Below are 18,785 nucleotides of genomic sequence, written 5' to 3' on the forward strand. Positions count from 1 at the left end.
CGCATCGGGCCAGGCGGCGGATGCGAATTGCATCGGCCCCCCGGCTTACCGCGCCGGCGCTTAAGCGACATCGATCCGTCGAGAAGCGCTTCGCCGATTGGATCCCCGAGGGCCGCTCGCGCGAGCCCGTTGATGAGCCGACCCACTATGTTTGAAAAAATTCTCATTGCGAACCGCGGCGAAATCGCGCTTCGCATCCAGCGCGCGTGCCGCGAGCTGGGCGTCAAGACAGTCGTCGTCTACTCGGAGGCCGACAAGGAAGCGAAGTACGTCAAGCTGGCCGACGAAGCCGTGTGCATCGGGCCAGCGCCTTCCAATCTCTCCTATCTGAATATGCCGGCGCTCATCAGCGCGGCTGAAGTCACCGACGCCGAAGCCATCCACCCCGGCTATGGCTTCCTCTCCGAAAACGCCGATTTTGCCGAGCGCGTCGAGCAATCGGGCTTCACATTCATCGGTCCGCGTCCCGAGACCATCCGCCTGATGGGTGACAAGGTCACCGCGAAGCAAACGATGATCAAGACCGGCGTGCCGTGCGTGCCGGGTTCCGAGGGCGCGTTGCCGGACGATCCGCGCGAGATCGTGAAGATTGCGCGCACGATCGGCTACCCTGTCATCATCAAGGCGGCGGGCGGCGGCGGCGGGCGCGGGATGCGCGTGGTGCACACGGAAGCGGCGCTCGTCAACGCGGTCAACATGACGCGCGAGGAAGCGGGCCGCGCCTTCGGCAACCCGCAGGTCTACATGGAGAAGTTCCTCGAGAACCCGCGGCACATCGAGATTCAGGTGCTGTCGGATTCCTTCCGTAACTCGATCTGGCTCGGCGAGCGTGATTGCTCGATGCAGCGCCGTCACCAGAAGGTGATCGAGGAGGCGCCGGCGCCGGGCATCGCGCGGCGTCTGATCGAGCGCATCGGCGACCGCTGCTCCGACGCCTGCAAGAAGATGGGCTATCTCGGCGCTGGCACCTTCGAGTTCCTTTACGAGAACAACGAGTTCTACTTCATCGAGATGAACACGCGCGTTCAGGTCGAGCACCCGGTGACGGAACTCATCACGGGCGTCGATATCGTGCAGGAACAGATCCGCATCGCCGCGGGCGAAAAGCTGTCGATCCGCCAGAAGGACATTCAGTTCCGCGGCCACGCGATCGAATGCCGCATCAACGCGGAAGATCCGTTCAAGTTCACGCCGTCGCCGGGACGCATCACGTCGTGGCATACGCCGGGCGGCCCGGGCATCCGCGTCGATTCGCACGCGTACGCCAACTACTTCGTTCCGCCGAACTACGATTCGATGATCGGCAAGCTGATCGCGTACGGCGCGACGCGCGAGCAGGCGATCAACCGCATGCGCATCGCGCTGTCGGAAATGGTCGTGGAGGGCATCTCGACCAACATCCCGCTGCATCGCGAGCTGATGATCGACGCCAAGTTCGTCGAAGGCGGCACGAGCATCCACTATCTCGAGAACAAGCTGGCCGCGCGTCAGGCGGCAGTCGCCGAAGAGTCCTGAGAGACACGAGCATGAGTTACCGGGAATTGATCGCCGAGCTGGATCGCGAGCACGCGGAAGCGCTGTCCGACGCGCTGCTTGAAGTCGGCGCGCTGTCGGTGTCCGTCGAGGATGCCGATGCCGACACGCCCGACGAGCAGCCGCTCTTCGGCGAGCCGGGACTCGTGCCCGAGAAGAGTGCGTGGAACCGCTCGCGCGTCGTCGCGCTGCTCGCCGAGGATGCCGATCCCGACGTGCTGCTCGCCGCGGCGGCGAACGAGATCGGCCTCGCGGCGGCGCCGTCTTTCACTGTGCGCGACGTCGAGGAGCAGGATTGGGTGCGTCTCACGCAGGCGCAATTCGATCCGATTTCCATCGGCGAACGCATCTGGGTCGTGCCCTCGTGGCACGACGCGCCCGATCCGAACGCGCTCGTGCTCGAACTCGATCCGGGCCTCGCGTTCGGCACCGGCAGCCATCCGACCACGCGGCTGTGCATGGAATGGCTGGAGCAGTCCGTGCAGCCGGGGCAATCGCTGCTCGATTACGGCTGCGGCTCCGGCATCCTCGCGATCCTCGCGAAGAAGTGTGGTGCCGACCCGGTCGTCGGCATCGACATCGATCCTCAGGCGGTCCAGTCGGCGCGTCAGAACAGCGAGCGCAATCGCGCGGACGTGACCTACGGTTTGCCCGACGCGTGCCCCGCCGGCGATTTCGATATCGTCGTCGCGAACATCCTCTCGAATCCGCTCAAACTGATGGCGTCGATGCTCGCCGCGAAAGTGAAGCCGGGCGGCAGAATCGCGCTGTCGGGCGTGCTCGCGCGACAGGCCGACGAAGTGGCGGCGGTCTATGCCAAATGGATCGACATTGGCGTCTGGCGTGAGCACGAAGGCTGGGTATGCCTCGCGGGAACGCGGCGCGAAAGCCTTTAGAATAGCGCCATACTCCACGATCAGGCCGTCAGGCCAACGGCACTTTCTATATGGCGCTGGCAACCCGCTGCCCTCACTGCGAAACCGTGTTCAAGCTGGACCCGCACCTCCTCGCGCCGCACGACGGCCGCGTGCGCTGCGGACACTGCCAGGAAGTTTTCGATGCCGCGCATCATCGCTTCGAGCTTCCCGATGAGCCGGCTGCGGCAGCTGTCGCCCAGCATGCCGCGATCATCGACGACGATGTCGCCGTCGGCCCGACGACCAGTTCCGGCGGCGGCCCTGCTCCCGATGTGCCGGTGCACGTTACCGCCCTGCCCGACGCCCCCCTGAAGCCGCGGCCATTCGCACCGCGCAACCTCGAACTCGGAGCAGCCGCGCCGGCAAACCACGCCGATGCACCGTCTCTGCCGGCAGGTTCCAGATCCGGCGCGGATAGCGAACGCACGGTCTACGGCGATGCTCCCGCGTTCGCGGGGGCCGCAGGACAGAATCGCCCTCCGCCGCCGCGCACCGAGCCGGCGCCAGCCGATGCCGCGAACGAGCCGTCGGCGCTGCCCGGGGAAGCGGGGCGCCCGAAGCAGTTCATCCGCGTGGGCGCGCCGCATGCCGATGCCGCGAACTCCGCCCAAGCCGGCGCCGATGCGCCACTCGGCGAGCCGCCCGTTGCGCCGTTCGATCCGGTCGACGATCGCGCGGAGCCGTTCATCGGGCCGGTTCACGAGCCGGACGTGCAGCCCGTGCAACCTGTGCCGGAGCCACCCGTCGCACCGGCATGGCGCGACGATGCGGAGCCCGGCTTCGGCGGCAAGAAGCCGCCGGCCCCCGCGCGCCGTCTCAGCGCGAACGAAGCGTTTCCCGTTATCCGCGAATCGCGAGAGTCGCGGGGGCCGGCGCGCGTCGCCCCGAGGAAAGGCATGCGCATCGTGGGCATCATCGTCGCCGTGCTGCTGGCGCTGCTGCTGCTCGTGCAGCTCGCGTGGTGGCAACGCGAATCCGTGATGGTCCTCGTGCCCGGCTCCCACGTAATCTATTCGGACGTGTGCGATCAGCTCGGCTGCACGATCTCGCCGCCGCGCAACATCGACGGATTGCAGATCGAGAGCTCGGGCCTTCGTCAGGTCGACGGCCCGCACAAGCTCGAACTGAAGCTGTCGCTGCGCAATCGGCTGGACGTCGCACTGGCGTATCCGGCGCTCGAACTGACACTCCTCGACGACAAGAACAACGTCGCGATCCGTCGCGTGCTCTGGCCGCAGGATTACGCGCGACCGGGTACGATATTCGCCATCGGCCTTCCGCCGCAAAGCGCGCAGCCCGTCGTCGTCCGGCTGGATACGGGCGACGCGGTCGCCGCGAACTACCGGGTTCAGGTCTTCTATCCGTGATCGCGGCCTTGCGCCGTTCGTCACGCGCAAGGCGGCCAGACCAGTGCACACGACGCGCGTCCCTGCCCTCACGGCCCGGTACGCGCGATTTTCCTGTCAGCATCTGACAATTCTCTGGAGCGCAACATGAGTCAAGTTACCCTCGGCGGCAATCCCATCGACGTCAGCGGCACGTTTCCGAGCGCGGGCCAGCAGGCGCCCGAATTCACGCTCGTCGGCGCGGATCTCGGCGACGTCAAGCTCGCGAACTTCGCGGGCAAGCGCAAGGTGCTGAACATCGTGCCGAGTCTCGACACGCCGACCTGCGCCACCTCGACACGCAAGTTCAACGAAGCGGCCGCAGGCCTGGACAACACGGTGGTCGTCGTCGTTTCGGGCGACCTGCCGTTCGCGGCGAAGCGTTTCTGCACGACCGAAGGCATCGCCAATGTCGTGACGGCTTCGACGTTCCGTGGCCACGAGTTCGCGCAAGCCTACGGTGTCGATGTAACGAGCGGCCCGCTCAAGGGCCTGACGGCCCGCGCGGTGGTCGTTCTGGACGAGAACAACAAGGTGCTGCACTCGGAGCTCGTGCCTGAAATCAAGCAGGAGCCGAACTACGACGCAGCGCTTGCCGCACTGAAGTAATTTTTCTGGCGGACCGCTTTTCGACGAAAGCGGTCCGCGCATACGAGGCGCGGTGAAACGCTCGCCGCGCGTCGTATGCGCATCTTTCTCCTCGGCCCCTATTCATAAAAAGGACGTTCGCCTTGGCTACGCTCATCTGCGGCTCGCTCGCCTACGACAACATCATGACCTTCCAGGGCCGCTTCGGCGACCATATCCTGCCGGACCAGGTTCACATGCTGAACATCAGCTTCCTGGTGCCGACGATGCGGCGCAACTTCGGCGGCTGCGCGGGCAACATCGCCTATGCGCTGAAGCTGCTGGGCGGCGATCCGAAGATCATGGCGACGCTCGGCGCGGCGGACTCGCAGCTCTACGTCGACCGGCTCGACGCGCTCGGCTTGTCGACGGAATATGTGCGCGTGCTGCCCGATCAGCATTCGGCGCAGTGCTTCATCACCACCGATCTCGCGAACAATCAGATCACCGCCTTCCACCCCGGCGCGATGATGGAGTCGCACCTGAACTGCGCCGATGAAGCGCAAGGCATCTCGCTCGGCATCGTCGCGCCCGACGGCGCGCGAGGCATGCGCGAACACGCCGAAGGATTGGCGCGGGCCGGGGTGCCGTTCGTGTTCGATCCGGGCCAGGGATTGCCTATTCTCGAAGGTGTTGAACTTTGTCGCATGATTGAACTCGCCACCTACGTGGCGGTCAACGATTACGAAGCCAAGTTACTGAGCAACAAGACCGGCTGGTCGATCGAAGACATCAAGCGCCGCGTCGACGCCCTCGTGGTCACACGTGGCGAACACGGCGCTCAGATCTACCATGACGATGGCGTGCTCGACGTTCCCTCCGTGAAGGCGCATCAGGTGGTCGATCCAACCGGTTGCGGAGACGCATTCCGCGGCGGCCTCCTGTACGGTATCGAGAACAAGCTTGGCTGGGAGAAAACGGGTCGTCTTGCGAGTCTGATGGGTTCGCTGAAAATCGAACATCAGGGGCCGCAAACCTACGCGCCGACGCGTGCCGAAATCGAAGAGCGTTTCAAACAGGCCTTTGGAAGCAGCCTGTTCTGAGTGATTGGAGTGAAGGAATGAAAACGGTAAGTCGTATCGCGCTGGCAATGGCGCTCGTCGGCTCGGTCGCACTGACGGGCTGCGCCTACAACAGCAGTTCTTCCGACGTTTACACCGCGTCGCAAGCGCAACGCGAGGAAACAGTGCGCATGGCAACCATCGAAAGCGTGCGCGGCGTGAAGATCAGTTCGAACAACGGGCAGCCGACCGGCCTCGGCACGATCGGCGGCGGCGCGCTCGGCGGCGTCGCGGCGGCAAGCGCGATCGGTGGCGGCAATGGATCGATCATCGCGGGCATTATCGGCGGCCTGGCTGGCGCCGTCGCGGGTAACGCGGTCGAGAATAGCGTTGCAATGAAGAACGGTCTGGAGATCACCGTGCGCCTCGACAACGGCGACCTGCGCGCGATCACGCAGACGGCGAACGGCGAAGTCTTCCAGGCGGGCGAGCGGGTGCGTCTGCTGTCAAGCGGCGGAGTCACGCGCGTCACGCACTGACGTATTCGGCGGAGGAATAGACGCCGCAAGGCGAGCAATTCGTCCGGCACGAGCGCATGTATCGAAAGATGCATGCGCTTTTTCTTTGTGCGCTCGAACCGAGCGGCAAGCGCGATGAACTTCTTTCGCCGAAACGAAAAACCCGCCGCCGATTCCCGGCGACGGGTTCAGGCCGGGTAGGCTTACCCGGACTAGGGGCACAGCGCACTGTGCCTGGGTGTCGCGTACTGCGAGAGCTTACGGACGGCTTCCCGTCGGGAACGGCCATGCCGCTGCCGGGTTCAACGCCGTCTTGACCGCAGCGGCCGGAGCCGGAGCAGGCGCCGATACGGTCGTTGCCGTCGTTGCGGGAGCAGCAGCCGTGGTCTTCTTCGCAGCAGCGGCCTTCTTGGCCGGAGCTTTTTTCGCGGGGGCCTTCTTCGCAGCAGGAGCGGGCGCAGGCGCAGCGGCTGCGGTCTTCGCAGCAGCCTTTTTCGCAGGAGCCTTTTTCGCAGCAGCCTTCTTCGCTGCGGCCTTCTTCGCAGGTGCCTTCTTCGCTGCGGCCTTCTTCGCAGGCGCCTTCTTGGCTGCAACCTTCTTCGCGGCTACCTTCTTGGTCGCGACTTTTTTCGCAGCGGCTTTCTTCGCGGGCGCCTTCTTCGCCGCGACCTTCTTCGCTGCAACCTTCTTCGCCGCTACTTTCTTCGTTGCGACTTTCTTGGTTGCCACTTTCTTTGCTGCAACCTTCTTCGCCGCGACCTTCTTCGCCGCTACTTTCTTCGCTGCAACTTTCTTCACAGCGACCTTCTTGGCGGCAACCTTCTTCGCCGGAGCGGCCTTCTTGGCGGTGACTTTCTTTGCTGCAGCCTTCTTGGCGGCGGGTTTTTTCTTGGCAACTGCCATGGTTTTTCTCCTTCAGGTTTTAAAGATGAGAGTCAGTTCAAACAACACCCTTCGTCAAAACCCGCTTCCCACGCGTCGCCTCTCACAGCGCACGCTACGAAGCGGATTATTCATCGGCGTACGCTGATCCCACCTGCTTACGCTAATGAATACGGCAAGGCGCGCCGTGCCCCGAGGCACCGCGCGCCAAATTAAGTCAGCACCGCATCTTCGCGGCGCCGGCCATCGCTTGATCGAGCCAGCGAGCATGCCGCTGGCATTTTCCGGGGGGAAGTTTGCCCATCCCATTGAAGGGATCGCAAAACGCCTGTCTTCCATTCGTGCCGATAGTCGGCTCGCCAAGTCAGTAGGCGCACTTTGCATCAGGCGACCGTTCTCCTAAACCTTGTCGATCAGGCGCGCGTGAGCGACACGCTGCTGCCTGACCGTCCCATCGATTTCGTCTGCAACACGTCCTGGATTTTTATTATTCCCAGGTCAGCGCGCCGCCGGTTTGATACTCAATCACGCGTGTCTCGAAGAAGTTGCGTTCCTTCTTCAAGTCGATCATTTCGCTCATCCACGGGAACGGGTTTTCCTCGTTCGGGAAGAGCGGGTCAAGCCCGATCTGCTGGCAACGCCGGTTGCAGATGAAGCGCAAGTAGCTCTTGAACATCGACGCGTTTAGGCCGAGCACCCCGCGCGGCATGGTGTCTTCAGCGTAGCGATATTCGAGCTCCACCGCTTCCTTGAAGAGCTCGCGGATCTCGGCCTTGAAGTCGGCGGTCCACAGTTGCGGCTCTTCCAGCTTGATCTGGTTGATGAGGTCGATGCCGAAGTTGCAGTGCATCGATTCATCGCGGAGGATGTACTGATACTGCTCCGCCGCGCCCGTCATCTTGTTCTGGCGACCCAGCGCCAGAATCTGCGTGAAGCCGACATAGAAGAACAGGCCTTCCATGATGCAGGCAAACACGATCAACGACTTCAGCAATTTCTGGTCCGCTTCCAGCGTGCCCGTGGTGAAGGCCGGGTCGGTCAACGTCTGGATGAACGGAATGAGGAACTCGTCCTTGTCGCGAATCGACTTGACTTCGTGGTACGCGTTGAAGATCTCGCTTTCATCAAGACCCAGCGATTCGACGATGTACTGGTACGCGTGCGTGTGGATCGCCTCTTCGAACGCCTGGCGCAGCAGAAACTGGCGGCACTCCGGGGCGGTGATGTGACGATACGTGCCGAGCACGATGTTGTTCGCGGCGAGCGAGTCCGCCGTGACGAAGAAGCCGAGGTTGCGCTTGACGATGCGGCGCTCGTCGTCCGAGAGACCGTTCGGGTCTTTCCACAGGGCGATGTCGCGCGACATGTTCACTTCCTGCGGCATCCAGTGGTTCGCACAGCCGGCGAGGTACTTCTCCCACGCCCACTTGTACTTGAACGGCACGAGCTGATTGACGTCGGTCTTGCCGTTGATGATGCGCTTGTCGGCGACATTGACGCGCGCTTCGCTCTGCGCGGCGATTGCGCCGGCGGACGGTGTAGCGGCTGCGGGCGGAACGAAGCCATCGGAGAAGATGTTCGTCGTGTTCGCCTGAGCAGTCTGATGGGTAGCTTGATGAGCTTGCGCGAATTGCGCCGTACCTTGAGCGTTGCGCAACGTGTTCTGTTGCGAAGCGCTCGAGGGAGCTACGGCAGTGGTCTCGTCATCCCAGTTGAGCATAAATTCTCACCATCAATTTAGATCGGTTTGTACCATCTTTTCATGAGCGATAAAAGAGTTTGCTCATGAAAATTCTCGTTTTCATGCGATTTAGATTCGACGTTGCTACCTGCATACAACACTTGGCTCGCGGCCGTAGGTGTGAAGCTCGATGCGACATCTCTTGAATCGTGTGTGAAGCGGTCCTGATCGAGTGACTTCGGAGGCATCGCAGCGTGCTTGCGAGCGGTTTCATCGATGCCTTGAAAGCCTTGCCCCACGGTGCTTTGCGGCCGAGGCGCGATGCATGAAGCGAAGCACATCGCGTTTCGCTTCATGCATCGACTCAATGTCGTAAGTGCGGTCTCGAACGCATGGAAGCGTGACGCGCTTCGATCATCGATCGATGTCTCTCGACGACACTCGATGCGATGCAAAACATGTGTCGAGAAGCGAGCGGTTTGCTACCTTCACTCACCTCTTCGATGAGCTTCGATGCTCGTCATTGAACACACGCCGCACGCCACTCGAAGACACTCGCGCAGGTGTGCTGAACCGCTCGTCATTGCCTGCCGCATGCTTCGAATTCGTTGCCGAAGTTTAGCATTTGACGTCTCGTATTTCCACAATATATTGTGCTTGCAAAACAAGCTAATACAACCTATAGCGTGTTTACGCGACAACCCGTCTCAGCAAAAACACTCATCGCCCTCTCAACGGATCGAGCAGCGAGCGCAGGTTGTTGTGGTCGATCTCATGCATCAACGCGAGCAGCTTGCCGAGCTTGCCCTCTGGAAAACCCTCACGCGCGAACCACGCGAGGTAGTGTCCTGGCAGATCCGCGATGAGCCGATCCTTGTACTTGCCATAGGGCATCGTCTGCGTCACGAGACGTTGCAGGTCCTGCGGGTCCATCGTTTCTTCACTCCTCGTTTCAATGTTCATCGCACCACGCAACGCGCTTCGATCGCTCAGCGACTGCTCCATATCGGTGCCATAATCGCCGCTCTTGCCGCCGAGAGTTGATCGCGATTCGCCATGCCGCTTGCCGTCAAAGCTTTCATTGCCCCTCTCATCGTCGCGTGCGCGATGTTCATGGAAAGCGTCGACGCCAACGTCATCGTCACCGCGATTCCCGAAATGGCGCGCGCCTTCGGACGCGATCCAGTCACGTTGAAGGTCGCCGTCACGAGCTACGTGCTCGGGCTCGGCGTCTTCATACCGATCTGCGGCTGGGTGGCTGACCGCTTCGGCGCACGCGCCGTGTTCCGCGCGGCCATCGGCGTGTTCGTCGCCGGCTCGCTGCTGTGCGCGGCCTCCACTTCGCTCGGCCCCTTCACCGTCGCGCGCTTCATCCAGGGCGTCGGCGGCGCGATGATGGTGCCCGTCGGCCGCATCATCATCTTTCGCTCGGTGCGCCGCTCGGAGTTCATTCGCGCGATGAACTACCTCTCCGTGCCCGCAATGCTCGGACCCGCAGTCGGTCCGTTGCTCGGCGGCTTCATCACGACCTACCTGCACTGGCGTCTGATCTTCTTCATCAACATTCCGATCGGCATCGCCGGCATCTATCTGACCAACCGCTACATCGCCAATTCGCACGAAGATCATCCGGGACGGCTCGACTGGTTCGGCTTCTTCCTCTCCGCGAGCGCTGGCGTGTTGCTGCTGCTCGGCCTCTCCCTCGTCGGCGGCGAACTGATCCCGCAACGCACCGCTTTTGCGATGTGCGCAGCGGGCGCGCTGATGGTCGTGCTGTACTGCATCCACGCGCGCCGCTCGGAGAAGCCGCTGCTCGATCTGCGCTTCTTCCGCGTGCCGACGTTTCAGGCAAGCGTCCTCGGCGGTTCGATGTTTCGCATCGGGCTCGGCGCCGTGCCGTTTCTTCTGCCGCTCGCGCTGCAGGAAGGGCTCGGCATGACTGCGTTCAAGTCCGGCGCGATCACCTGCGCGTCCGCGTTCGGCGGCATGTTCATGCGCTCGCTTGCGTCGCGCGTGCTGCATCGCTTCGGCTTCCGTCAGACGCTCTTCTATAACGCGGCGCTGTCGGGCATCGCCATCGCGGCGTGCGGCTCGTTCTTCCCCGGCACGCCGACCTGGGTGATCTGGGCAGTCGTGCTGCTCGGCGGCTTCTTCCCCGCCTTGCAGTTCACGAGTCTCAACTCGCTCGCGTACGCGGAGATCGAAACGCGCGACGTCGGCCGCGCGACCAGCCTCGCGAGCTTCGTGCAGCAGGTGTCGCTCGGTCTCGGTGTAACGGTTGCGGGCATTACGCTCGAGCTATCGCAGTATCTGAACGGTCATTCGAGCGTGCAATGGTCCGACTTCTGGCCCGCGTTCGTCGTCGTTGGACTGTTCTCTTTTCTTTCGATGCCGATCACCGCGCGGCTCGCGCACGATGCCGGGTCGGAGATTTCGCGTGGCACGCGGGGGTGAGTTCTTTGTACGGCGTTGGTTCTTCCGTCACCGCGCTGTTTGTTCAGCAACCGCCTCAATAGACCAACAAGAAAACGGACCCGCCGAAAGCAAAAAAAAAACGGACCAGCACCGGAGCATTACACCGCTCCGATGCCGGCCCGCCCGACCGGCTCAATCGACGCTTACTGGCAAGCCTCGCACTCGTCGAAGCCCGGATCGCCGGGACGCATCATGCAGACGGGGCCGTCGGCTTCCGGCGCGGCTTCCACTGCCGGCGCGCTCGCTGCCGCGGCATTGAAACCGCCCACGCCCGACGACGCACCACCCGACACGCCACCGAACCCGCCTTGCGCACCTGATGCGCCCGAGCCACCATCGCCCGACGGCACCGCGTTCAGCGCGCCGTGCGCGACCGTCGACTTCTCGACGTGCGTCGCGGCCATCGTGCGGAGGTAGTACGTGGTCTTGAGGCCGCGAATCCACGCGAGCTTGTAGACCTCGTCGAGCTTCTTGCCCGACGCGCCCGCCATGTAGATGTTCAGCGACTGCGCCTGATCGATCCACTTCTGACGGCGCGATGCCGCCTCGACCAGCCACTTCGGATCGACTTCGAACGCGGTCGCGTAGATCGCGCGGAGATCCGCCGGAATGCGGTCGATGCGCGAGAGCGTGCCGTCGAAATACTTCAGGTCCGACACCATCACTTCGTCCCACAGGCCGCGCGCCTTCAGGTCACGCACGAGGTAGTCGTTCACAACCGTGAATTCGCCCGACAGATTCGACTTCACGTACAGGTTCTGGAACGTCGGCTCGATGCACGCCGACACGCCGATGATGTTCGAGATCGTTGCCGTCGGCGCAATCGCCACGCAGTTCGAGTTGCGCATGCCGTGCGTCGAGATGCGCGAGCGCAGTTGCGCCCAGTCCATCGTTTCCGACGTATCGACTTCGACGTAGCCGCCGCGCGCTTGCTCCAGCAGTTTCAGCGAATCCTGCGGAAGAATGCCGCGATCCCACAGCGAGCCGCGATACGTCGCGTAACGGCCGCGCTCTTCCGCGAGTTCCGTCGATGCGTAGTACGCGTAGTAGCACACGGCTTCCATCGAACGATCCGCGAACTCGACCGCTTCGCCCGACGCATACGGCGTGCGCAGCAGATGCAGGCAGTCCTGGAAGCCCATGATGCCCATGCCGACCGGACGATGCTTCAGGTTCGAGTTGCGCGCCTTCGGCACCGCGTAGTAGTTGATGTCGATGACGTTGTCGAGCATGCGCATCGCGACGCTGATGGTGCGCTTCAACTTCGCGTGATCCAGCGCGTAGCTGCCGTCGGCCTGCTTAACCATGTGCGCGACGAGGTTCACGGAGCCCAAGTTGCAGACGGCGATTTCCGTTTCGCTCGTGTTCAGCGTGATTTCCGTGCACAGGTTCGACGAATGCACGACGCCGACGTGCTGTTGCGGCGAGCGCACGTTGCACGGATCCTTGAACGTGATCCACGGATGGCCCGTCTCGAACAGCATGCCGAGCATCTTGCGCCACAGTTGCGCCGCCGGCAGCTTCTTGAACAGCTTGATCTCGCCGCGCGCGGCTTTCTCTTCGTAAGCGACGTAGGCCTTCTCGAAGTCCGCGCCGAACAGGTCGTGCAGGTCCGGGCAGGTCGACGGCGAGAACAGCGTCCAATCGCCGCCTTCGACGACGCGCTTCATGAACAGATCGGGAATCCAGTTCGCCGTGTTCATGTCGTGCGTGCGGCGACGGTCATCGCCCGTGTTCTTGCGCAGCTCCAGGAATTCTTCGATGTCGAGGTGCCACGACTCCAGATACGCGCACACCGCGCCCTTGCGCTTGCCGCCCTGATTCACCGCGACGGCCGTGTCGTTCACCACCTTCAGGAACGGCACGACGCCTTGCGACTTGCCGTTCGTGCCCTTGATATGCGAGCCGAGCGCGCGCACGCGCGTCCAGTCGTTGCCGAGACCGCCCGCGAACTTCGAGAGCAGCGCGTTTTCCTTCAACGCTTCGTAGATGCCGTCCAGATCGTCGGCGACGGTCGTCAGATAGCACGACGACAATTGCGAGCGATGCGTGCCCGAGTTGAAGAGCGTCGGCGTCGACGACATGAAATCGAACGACGAGAGCACGTTGTAAAACTCGATCGCACGCGCTTCGCGGTCGATTTCGTTCAGCGACAGGCCCATCGCGACACGCATGAAGAATGCCTGCGGCAGTTCGATGCGCGTGCCTTCGACGTGCAGGAAGTAGCGGTCATAGAGCGTCTGCAGGCCGAGATAGCCGAATTGCAGATCGCGGTTCGCGTCGAGTGCGGCGCCGAGGCGTTTCAGATCGAATTGCTGGAGCTTGTCGTCGAGCAGGCCGGCTTCGACGCCGCGCTTGATGAACAGCGGGAAGTATTCGGCGTAACGCTCGCCCATTTCGGCTTGCGTCACTTCGTCTACGAGAATTTCGCGGCGGATCGTGTGCAGCAGGATGCGTGCGGTGACCTGGCTGTACGCCGGGTCCTTTTCGATCATCGTGCGCGCGGCGAGGATGGCCGAGTCGTAGACCTGGCTCATCGGCACGCCGTCGTACAGGTTCTTCACCGTTTCAGCGACGATCGGCTCGGCGGACACCGCGTCTCCGAGGTTCGCGCACGCCGACACGATCAGCGCCTTCAGCGCGTCGAGATCGAGCGGGCGCGTGACGCCGTTGTCCGTCACGTTGATCGCGCCTTCGGGCGACTGCGTGTCCTGCGTCTGCGCGCGCTCTTGCGAGCGCTGCTGGGTGCGCTTCTCGCGATACAGCACGTACGCGCGCGCAACGTTGTGCTCGCCGCCGCGCATCAGCGCGAGCTCGACCTGATCCTGAATGTCTTCGATATGGAACGTGCCGCCATGCGGACGGCTGCGCACGAGGGCGCGCACGACGGCTTGCGTCAGTTGCTCGACGAGTTCGCGCACGCGCGCCGAAGCCGCGCCTTGGCCGCCGTTCACGGCGATGAACGCCTTCGTCACGGCGATCGCGATTTTCGTCGGCTCGAACGACACCACGCTTCCGTTGCGACGGATGACCTTGTAGTCGGCGAACGTCGTGTTCGGCGCGAGCGCTTGTGCTGCGCCCGTGGCCTGCGCACCTGCCATCGGCTGTGCGGATGCGCCTTCGAATGAAGTCGTGGCGTTGTCGGTGGTTTGCATGTGCAAAACTCCTGGTGTTCGAATGGTGCGGATGATCCGCGGATTTATCACTTATGCCGCGCGCGTCATGAGATCGTCATGAAAGTCGCGCGGTGTTTTGACGGTAAAGCCAGGCTGTGAATACAGCAGGCTGGAAACACGAATCGCGGCGCTCACGGCCCGCATTGTTCTTGGCGTCTATGCGGTGCCCGCGTTGGCGCGCGGTGTCGGTCGACGCAATTCGCGCTTGCTTGCATGCCTTCTTCACGGTGCTGCTCGCTGGCGCCCGATGCGCCCGACGCCTCTCTCCTCGCAAGAAGAAGCGCTCTCGCGCATCGCCCCGGGCCAGCCCAACTTCTCTACGCCGGAAAGCTGGCGGCGCCGGCTCATCGGAGCGGGCGCCGCCTCAACAACACAAGATCTAGTGCAAAGTACGTCTTTCGGCACCAAGTATAGTGGACATCCGCCGAGTCTCAAAAAGTTTTATTTGCCCTGAGTCCGCCGTTGCGGGGTTGACTTTTGCTATCGCAAAGCACGGCAAGGCCTCGCGCGCGACCCTGCTGCGCCGCAACGAGACAGACCTTACGCAGCACTCAGATGTTGGACTGAAACGGAAAGAATGAAGGCGGCAGCGCGCTGTCGTGACGCAGGCGCGGCCAGTCGAAGTGCGGGCCGGGATCCGTCTTGCGGCCGGGCGCGATGTCGGAATGCCCGGCCACCGCGTCGATCGGATAGCGCTTCACGACGACGCGCACGAGCGCGACGAGCGCGCGGTACTGCGCGTCTTCGAACGGCACGCGATCGCTGCCTTCGAGTTCGACGCCGATCGAAAAATCATTGCAGCGCTCGCGTCCACAGAACGACGAAACGCCCGCGTGCCACGCGCGTTCATCGCAGGAAACGAACTGTTCGATCGCGCCGTCGCGACGAATCACGAAGTGCGCCGACACGCGCATGCCGCGCAGACGATCGAAGTACGGATGCGCATCGTGATCGAGCTTGTTGAGGAAAAAGTCGGCGATCGAGTTCGTCGTGAAATCGTCCGGCGGCAGGCTGATGTTGTGCACGACGATGAGCGTCGGCACGGCGTCGCCGGGACGCGCCTCGAAGTTTGGCGACGGCAGGCGCGTCGCGGTGCTCAGCCAGCCCTGCGCGTCGATGTGCGGATCGCCTTGCCTGGCGACATGCATGGTCATCGCGCGTCGCGGCCGGTCGGGCGGCTCGCGTAATGGCGTGCGTGATCGGCGCAACAAAAGCGCTCGCCCGCGGCGACGATCGACTCGCTGCGCGGCGTGTGCACGCCGCATTGCGCGCAACGGATCAGCGGATCGGCGAGTTGCGGCGTGCTACCCGCGGCGCCGTTGCCACTGCCATTGCGCGCACGATGCGCACCGTTGGCGCCGCCGGCGGCCGCACCGCCTGCCTGGGCCTCGCCCTGCTGCGCGCGCTCGTTCGCGCGGCGCAGCTTCTTCAGGAGCCACTGGCTCACAAAGAAGAGGAGGATCAGAAAGAGGAAATTTCGCATCGATTCAATGCCGGTAAGGAGTGCGCCCGTTCGGGCCTTCACGCGTTCAGACGACCGCGCGATGCAGCAGCACTTCGAACACGAAGCGGCTGCCCACATACGCGAGCAACAGCGCGGCGAACGAGGCCAGCACCCAGCGCAATGCGGCGCGTCCGCGCCAGCCCGAGACGCGGCGCGCGGTGAGCAATGCGCCGAACATCAGCCAGGAGACGAAGGCGAACACGGTTTTGTGATCGAAGCGCAGCGCGCGATCGACCAGTTGCTCGTTGAACGCGATACCCGACACGAGCGTAAGCGTGAGCAGCACGAAGCCCGCCGCGATCAGACGGAACAGCAGCTTTTCGAGCGTCAGAAGCGGCGGCAGCGTGTCGAGCCAGCTCGCGAGCCAGCCGTTGCCCGTATGACGCGTCGCCATGCCGCGCATGCGCTGCAGACGGCGTTCGAGCATCAGCATGAGGACGGCGTGCAGCGCGGCGATCGCGAAGAGTCCGTATGCGATGTTCGCGATCAGGAAGTGCAGCTTGAACATCGGCGCCGCGGAGTACGGCAGCACGCGCACGCCGCCGAAGATGAGCGGCAGCAGCGACGCGACGCACGCAAGCGGTAGCACGAGCAGGCGCAGGCCGTCGAGCGGAAAGAAGAAACTTTCGATCCAGTAGATGCCGGCACCGAGCCAGAACATCGCGGAGAGCGCGAACGCGAAGCCGAAGACCATTGCGTTCTGGGGGAAGATGGTCGTGTGCAGCAAGAGGCCGTGGACCAGCAACGCTATTAATAATAGAGCGCGCCCCAATCCGCCCATGCCCGCCGACATCTTCGGCGCCGCCGTGGGCGCCATGCCCGCAGGCACGCCGGCCAGCGCCGGCTCGACGGCCGTGTGGCGATGCGCGCGCCAGCCCGCTACGGCAAGTCCGCCGTAGAGAAGCGCAGTGAGGGCATACAGTACAATATCCATGTTCGAAGTTTACACTAGGCCCTTGAATCGCGACGTTTTCCCCCTTGCGGCAACGCAGGGCGCCGAGTCGTCCCGCGCTGAAAAAGGGCCGCATTCTCTACCTTTTCCCCATGCTCGATAACCTCACTCAACGGATGGCGCGCGTCGTCAAGACGCTACGCGGCGAGGCCCGGCTCACCGAGGCCAACACGCAGGAGATGCTGCGCGAGGTGCGGCTCGCGCTGCTCGAAGCGGACGTGGCGCTGCCGGTCGTGCGGGAGTTCATCGCGAAGGTGAAGGAAAAGGCGCTCGGCGAAGAAGTCGTGTCGAGTCTCTCGCCGGGTCAGGCGCTTGTCGGCGTCGTTCAGAAGGAACTGACGGCGGTGATCGGCGGCGATTACGAAGGCAAGGCCGCCGAGCTGAATCTCGCCGTCGCGCCGCCCGCCGTCATCCTGATGGCAGGCTTGCAGGGCGCGGGCAAGACGACTACGACGGGCAAACTCGCCAAGCTTCTGCGCGAGAAGAGCAAGAAGAAGGTGCTCACCGTGTCCGTCGACGTGTATCGCCCCGCCGCGATCCGCCAGTTGCAGACCGTGACCGAGCAGGTCGGCGCGGACTTTTTCCCGTCGGAAGCGAATCAGAAGCCTGCCGACATCGCGCGCGCGGCGATCGATTGGGCGAAGCGCCACTATCACGACGTTGTGATCGTCGATACGGCCGGTCGCCTCGGTATCGACGAAGCGATGATGAACGAGATCAGCGAGCTGCACGCGCTGCTCAAGCCCGCCGAAACGCTCTTCGTCGTCGATGCCATGCTAGGTCAGGACGCGGTCAACACCGCGAAGGCGTTCAACGACGCGCTGCCGCTCACCGGCGTCGTGCTCACGAAGCTCGACGGCGATTCGCGCGGCGGCGCGGCGCTCTCCGTGCGGCACGTCACCGGCAAGCCGATCAAGTTCGTCGGCGTCGCGGAAAAACTCGACGGGCTCGAAGTCTTCCATCCGGATCGCATGGCGAACCGGATTCTCGGCATGGGCGACATTCTCGCGCTCGTCGAGGAAGCGCAACGCGGCGTCGATCAGCAAGCGGCGCAGAAGCTCGCCGACAAGGTCAAGAAAGGCGGCGACTTCGACCTGAACGACTTCAAGGCACAACTGTCGCAGATGAAGAAGATGGGTGGCCTCTCGTCGCTCATGGACAAATTACCCGCGCAGTTCCAGCAGGCCGCGCAAGGCGCGGACATGAACAACGCGGAAAAGCAGATGCGCCGCATGGAAGGCATCATCAATTCGATGACGCTGCAGGAGCGCGCGAAGCCCGAGCTCATCAAGGCCGCGCGCAAGCGCCGCATCGCCGCCGGCGCGGGCGTGCACGTTCAGGAAGTGAACCGCATGCTCAATCAGTACGAACAGATGCGCGGCATGATGAAGAAGCTGAAAGGCGGCAATCTGCAGAAGATGATGCGCGGCATGAAAGGCATGCTGCCCGGCATGCGCTGAAACGCCCTCACCGAGCCCGCGCTCTTTCGCCCGACGTGGCGCAGAGCGCGGGTTTATCATATGGCGCACGCCGCCGTTTTTTTCCACACTAAGAAGTCAGCCTCTCCCCCGCTTTCCCTATGAATCGCGAAGAAGCCCTCCATATTTTCAGCCACTCCGAAGAGATCGTGACGGCTGACGAAGTCAACGCATCGATCGGCAAGATGGCTGCGGCCATCAAGACGGCGACGCAAGACGACTTCCCGCTCGTGCTCTCGGTCATGGGGGGCGCGGCCGTGTTCACCGGCATGCTGCTGCCGCATCTCGACTTCCCGCTCGAATTCGATTACATCCACCTGACGCGCTATCGCAACGCCATCAAGGGCGGCAGCGAAATGCAATGGCGCGTGGCGCCGGCGGAATCGGTGAAGGATCGCGTCGTGCTCGTGCTCGATGACATCCTCGACGAAGGCGAAACGATGGCCGCGATCCGCGACCGCATCATGGCAATGGGCGCGAAGACGTTCCTGTCCGCCGTGTTGTGCGAGAAGATCATTCCGAAGGCGAAGCCGCTGCGTCCGGATTTTTGTGGATTCGAGGTGCCGGATCGTTACGTCTTCGGATGCGGGATGGATGCGAAGGGCTACTGGCGGAATTTGCCGACGATTCGGGCACTGACCGAAGGCGCGTAACCG

The 18,785-nt window shown here is 63.2% G+C and carries 16 protein-coding genes and 1 pseudogene; 9 read left to right on the forward strand and 8 right to left on the reverse strand.

Features of this window, described 5'->3' with window-relative positions; genetic code table 11:
* Nucleotides 1-147 precede the first annotated feature (147 nt).
* The 6 genes from accC to NCR38_RS11445 all read left to right on the forward strand — a co-directional run bounded on the left by accC (nucleotide 148) and on the right by NCR38_RS11445 (nucleotide 6,002).
* Entirely contained in the window at nucleotides 148-1,515 is a 1,368-nt protein-coding gene (gene accC / locus NCR38_RS11420; protein WP_061121395.1) for an acetyl-CoA carboxylase biotin carboxylase subunit, read from the forward strand.
* 11 nt (nucleotides 1,516-1,526) lie between these two features.
* Nucleotides 1,527-2,429: a 50S ribosomal protein L11 methyltransferase gene (gene prmA / locus NCR38_RS11425; RefSeq protein WP_250477091.1), complete on the forward strand. Its 903-nt coding sequence runs from the start codon at nucleotides 1,527-1,529 to the stop codon at nucleotides 2,427-2,429.
* Between the two features lie 50 nt (nucleotides 2,430-2,479).
* Entirely contained in the window at nucleotides 2,480-3,817 is a 1,338-nt protein-coding gene (locus NCR38_RS11430; protein ID WP_250477092.1) for a zinc-ribbon and DUF3426 domain-containing protein, read from the forward strand.
* 126 nt (nucleotides 3,818-3,943) lie between these two features.
* Complete coding sequence (tpx, locus tag NCR38_RS11435) at nucleotides 3,944-4,444, forward strand: thiol peroxidase (RefSeq protein ID WP_250477093.1); 501 nt, start codon at nucleotides 3,944-3,946, stop codon at nucleotides 4,442-4,444.
* 122 nt (nucleotides 4,445-4,566) lie between these two features.
* A complete protein-coding gene (locus NCR38_RS11440; protein WP_250477094.1) occupies nucleotides 4,567-5,505 on the forward strand; it encodes a carbohydrate kinase family protein in 939 nt (312 codons plus the stop codon).
* 17 nt (nucleotides 5,506-5,522) lie between these two features.
* Complete coding sequence (locus NCR38_RS11445; protein WP_061121390.1) at nucleotides 5,523-6,002, forward strand: glycine zipper 2TM domain-containing protein; 480 nt, start codon at nucleotides 5,523-5,525, stop codon at nucleotides 6,000-6,002.
* 237 nt (nucleotides 6,003-6,239) lie between these two features.
* Here NCR38_RS11445 and NCR38_RS11450 read toward each other — a convergent pair whose 3' ends face one another.
* The 4 genes and pseudogenes from NCR38_RS11450 to NCR38_RS11465 all read right to left on the reverse strand — a co-directional run bounded on the left by NCR38_RS11450 (nucleotide 6,240) and on the right by NCR38_RS11465 (nucleotide 9,477).
* Entirely contained in the window at nucleotides 6,240-6,884 is a 645-nt protein-coding gene (locus NCR38_RS11450) for a histone H1-like DNA-binding protein (protein ID WP_086961579.1), read from the reverse strand.
* A gap of 32 nt (nucleotides 6,885-6,916) precedes the next feature.
* Nucleotides 6,917-7,247, reverse strand: a pseudogene (locus NCR38_RS11455) (hypothetical protein).
* Between the two features lie 103 nt (nucleotides 7,248-7,350).
* Nucleotides 7,351-8,583, reverse strand: a complete 1,233-nt coding sequence (locus tag NCR38_RS11460) for a ribonucleotide-diphosphate reductase subunit beta (RefSeq protein ID WP_061121388.1) — start codon at nucleotides 8,581-8,583, stop codon at nucleotides 7,351-7,353.
* Nucleotides 8,584-9,264: 681 nt separating this feature from the next.
* Entirely contained in the window at nucleotides 9,265-9,477 is a 213-nt protein-coding gene (locus NCR38_RS11465) for a DUF3820 family protein (protein WP_035507762.1), read from the reverse strand.
* Nucleotides 9,478-9,600: 123 nt separating this feature from the next.
* On the opposite strand from NCR38_RS11465, the gene NCR38_RS11470 reads away from it, so the two are divergent.
* Entirely contained in the window at nucleotides 9,601-10,998 is a 1,398-nt protein-coding gene (locus tag NCR38_RS11470) for an MFS transporter (RefSeq protein ID WP_061121386.1), read from the forward strand.
* Nucleotides 10,999-11,162: 164 nt separating this feature from the next.
* Here NCR38_RS11470 and NCR38_RS11475 read toward each other — a convergent pair whose 3' ends face one another.
* The 4 genes from NCR38_RS11475 to NCR38_RS11490 form a co-directional block, all read right to left on the reverse strand.
* On the reverse strand, nucleotides 11,163-14,174 hold the full coding sequence (locus tag NCR38_RS11475) for a ribonucleoside-diphosphate reductase subunit alpha (RefSeq protein WP_061121385.1): 3,012 nt from the start codon (nucleotides 14,172-14,174) through the stop codon (nucleotides 11,163-11,165).
* Between the two features lie 572 nt (nucleotides 14,175-14,746).
* Nucleotides 14,747-15,349, reverse strand: a complete 603-nt coding sequence (ampD, locus tag NCR38_RS11480) for a 1,6-anhydro-N-acetylmuramyl-L-alanine amidase AmpD (RefSeq protein ID WP_250477095.1) — start codon at nucleotides 15,347-15,349, stop codon at nucleotides 14,747-14,749.
* Nucleotides 15,346-15,678 carry a PP0621 family protein gene (locus NCR38_RS11485; protein ID WP_061121420.1) on the reverse strand — a complete coding sequence of 111 codons (333 nt, stop codon included), beginning with the start codon at nucleotides 15,676-15,678 and terminating at the stop codon, nucleotides 15,346-15,348. Before NCR38_RS11485 ends, ampD begins: the two co-directional genes overlap by 4 nt.
* Before the next feature lie 46 nt (nucleotides 15,679-15,724).
* Nucleotides 15,725-16,633 carry an inner membrane protein YpjD gene (locus tag NCR38_RS11490; protein WP_061121383.1) on the reverse strand — a complete coding sequence of 303 codons (909 nt, stop codon included), beginning with the start codon at nucleotides 16,631-16,633 and terminating at the stop codon, nucleotides 15,725-15,727.
* Between the two features lie 110 nt (nucleotides 16,634-16,743).
* On the opposite strand from NCR38_RS11490, the gene ffh reads away from it, so the two are divergent.
* Together ffh and NCR38_RS11500 are read left to right on the forward strand one after the other, a co-directional pair.
* Nucleotides 16,744-18,111, forward strand: coding sequence for a signal recognition particle protein (ffh, locus tag NCR38_RS11495; RefSeq protein ID WP_250477096.1), 1,368 nt, complete (start codon nucleotides 16,744-16,746; stop codon nucleotides 18,109-18,111).
* A gap of 119 nt (nucleotides 18,112-18,230) precedes the next feature.
* Entirely contained in the window at nucleotides 18,231-18,782 is a 552-nt protein-coding gene (locus NCR38_RS11500) for a hypoxanthine-guanine phosphoribosyltransferase (protein ID WP_061121381.1), read from the forward strand.
* The last annotated feature ends 3 nt before the right edge of the window (nucleotides 18,783-18,785 follow it).

The sequence above is a fragment of the Caballeronia sp. INML1 genome (genome assembly GCF_023631085.1).
GTDB classification, from domain to species: Bacteria; Pseudomonadota; Gammaproteobacteria; order Burkholderiales; family Burkholderiaceae; genus Caballeronia; species Caballeronia turbans.

Excerpts from the sequence above, each read along its gene's own strand:
- NCR38_RS11465 (WP_035507762.1), bottom strand. The coding sequence starts at position 9,477 with ATGGACCCGCAGGACCTGCAACGTCTCGTGACGCAGACGATGCCCTAT.
- NCR38_RS11475 (WP_061121385.1), bottom strand. The coding sequence starts at position 14,174 with ATGCAAACCACCGACAACGCCACGACTTCATTCGAAGGCGCATCCGCA.
- NCR38_RS11470 (WP_061121386.1), top strand. The coding sequence starts at position 9,601 with ATGCCGCTTGCCGTCAAAGCTTTCATTGCCCCTCTCATCGTCGCGTGC.
- NCR38_RS11485 (WP_061121420.1), bottom strand. The coding sequence starts at position 15,678 with ATGCGAAATTTCCTCTTTCTGATCCTCCTCTTCTTTGTGAGCCAGTGG.
- NCR38_RS11490 (WP_061121383.1), bottom strand. The coding sequence starts at position 16,633 with ATGGATATTGTACTGTATGCCCTCACTGCGCTTCTCTACGGCGGACTT.
- ffh (WP_250477096.1), top strand. The coding sequence starts at position 16,744 with ATGCTCGATAACCTCACTCAACGGATGGCGCGCGTCGTCAAGACGCTA.
- ampD (WP_250477095.1), bottom strand. The coding sequence starts at position 15,349 with ATGACCATGCATGTCGCCAGGCAAGGCGATCCGCACATCGACGCGCAG.
- NCR38_RS11450 (WP_086961579.1), bottom strand. The coding sequence starts at position 6,884 with ATGGCAGTTGCCAAGAAAAAACCCGCCGCCAAGAAGGCTGCAGCAAAG.
- NCR38_RS11460 (WP_061121388.1), bottom strand. The coding sequence starts at position 8,583 with ATGCTCAACTGGGATGACGAGACCACTGCCGTAGCTCCCTCGAGCGCT.
- NCR38_RS11430 (WP_250477092.1), top strand. The coding sequence starts at position 2,480 with ATGGCGCTGGCAACCCGCTGCCCTCACTGCGAAACCGTGTTCAAGCTG.
- tpx (WP_250477093.1), top strand. The coding sequence starts at position 3,944 with ATGAGTCAAGTTACCCTCGGCGGCAATCCCATCGACGTCAGCGGCACG.
- accC (WP_061121395.1), top strand. The coding sequence starts at position 148 with ATGTTTGAAAAAATTCTCATTGCGAACCGCGGCGAAATCGCGCTTCGC.
- NCR38_RS11500 (WP_061121381.1), top strand. The coding sequence starts at position 18,231 with ATGAATCGCGAAGAAGCCCTCCATATTTTCAGCCACTCCGAAGAGATC.
- prmA (WP_250477091.1), top strand. The coding sequence starts at position 1,527 with ATGAGTTACCGGGAATTGATCGCCGAGCTGGATCGCGAGCACGCGGAA.
- NCR38_RS11445 (WP_061121390.1), top strand. The coding sequence starts at position 5,523 with ATGAAAACGGTAAGTCGTATCGCGCTGGCAATGGCGCTCGTCGGCTCG.